This window comes from Vibrio sp. OPT46 (genome assembly GCF_015163535.1).
Classification (GTDB): Bacteria; Pseudomonadota; Gammaproteobacteria; order Enterobacterales; family Vibrionaceae; genus Vibrio; species Vibrio alginolyticus.
In genome coordinates this window covers 30813-31721 of record NZ_JADDYG010000291.1, presented here as the reverse complement: position 1 = coordinate 31721, position 909 = coordinate 30813, and the positions used below count along the sequence as shown (strand labels likewise).

General features: G+C 41.9%; 1 protein-coding gene. It reads left to right on the top strand.

Features of this window, described 5'->3' with window-relative positions:
* On the top strand, window positions 1–865 hold an 865-nt coding region (locus tag IQR33_RS13000), incomplete at its 5' end, for a sensor histidine kinase (RefSeq protein ID WP_265575786.1).
* Window positions 866–909: the final 44 nt, after the last annotated feature.

Here is a 909-nt window from a genome sequence, read left to right as displayed (position 1 = left end):
CTTCGGTATTATCGTGGATGTCTTGTTATTTATCTTATTTCTCATGTTGGTTCGTGAAAAAGAGCGAGTCGATGAGTATGCAAAGCATTTGACCAAAGATTTGCAATTGCGCACAGACAAGTTAGAAACGGTCACAAAAGACCTTCAAGTCAGAAATCAAGCATTGCAAGAGGCAAATAGAGAACTTGATCAGTTCGCCTATGTCGCCTCTCATGATCTGAAAGCCCCTTTACGCGGTATTTCCCAGCTAGTGACTTGGTTAATCGAGGAATTATCGGAGTTTTTAACCCCTCAAACAGAACAATATGCGTCTTTGCTGAGCAACCGCGTGCAGAGGTTGGAAAAACTGTTGGATGATTTACTCGCTTACTCTCGTGTGGGGCGTAAGCCTGGCCAGCTAGGGAGATTTAATCTCGAGCAATATTGTGAAGAGACATTAGAACTGATTTCTCCCCAACGTAAGATCTCTTTGGTTTGCCACAACCATATCGGAGAGTTTGAGACATTAACTACACCTCTTGAATTAATACTTCGTAATTTAATCAGCAACGCCGTCAAACATCACCACAAGGAAATAGGAACCATTTATGTCTCAGGAGAGGATATCGGAGACATGTATCAGTTTGTGGTTGAAGATGATGGACCAGGGATCCCAGAACAATTCAGGGAGAGAGTGTTTGAATTGTTTCATACCTTACAACCGAGAGACACTGTTGAGGGAAGTGGTTTAGGTCTTTCTATTATTAAGAAAGTTCTGGATTTATACTCATGCCATTATTCTATTGACTCTAGCCCACTCGGAGGATGTGCTTTCCGTTTCTCATGGCCCAAAAATAACCCCGTACTCGTTAAGGAAGCCTCATGACATCCCCTGAATGTAAACCTGTTAATATTCTCTTAGTTGAAGAT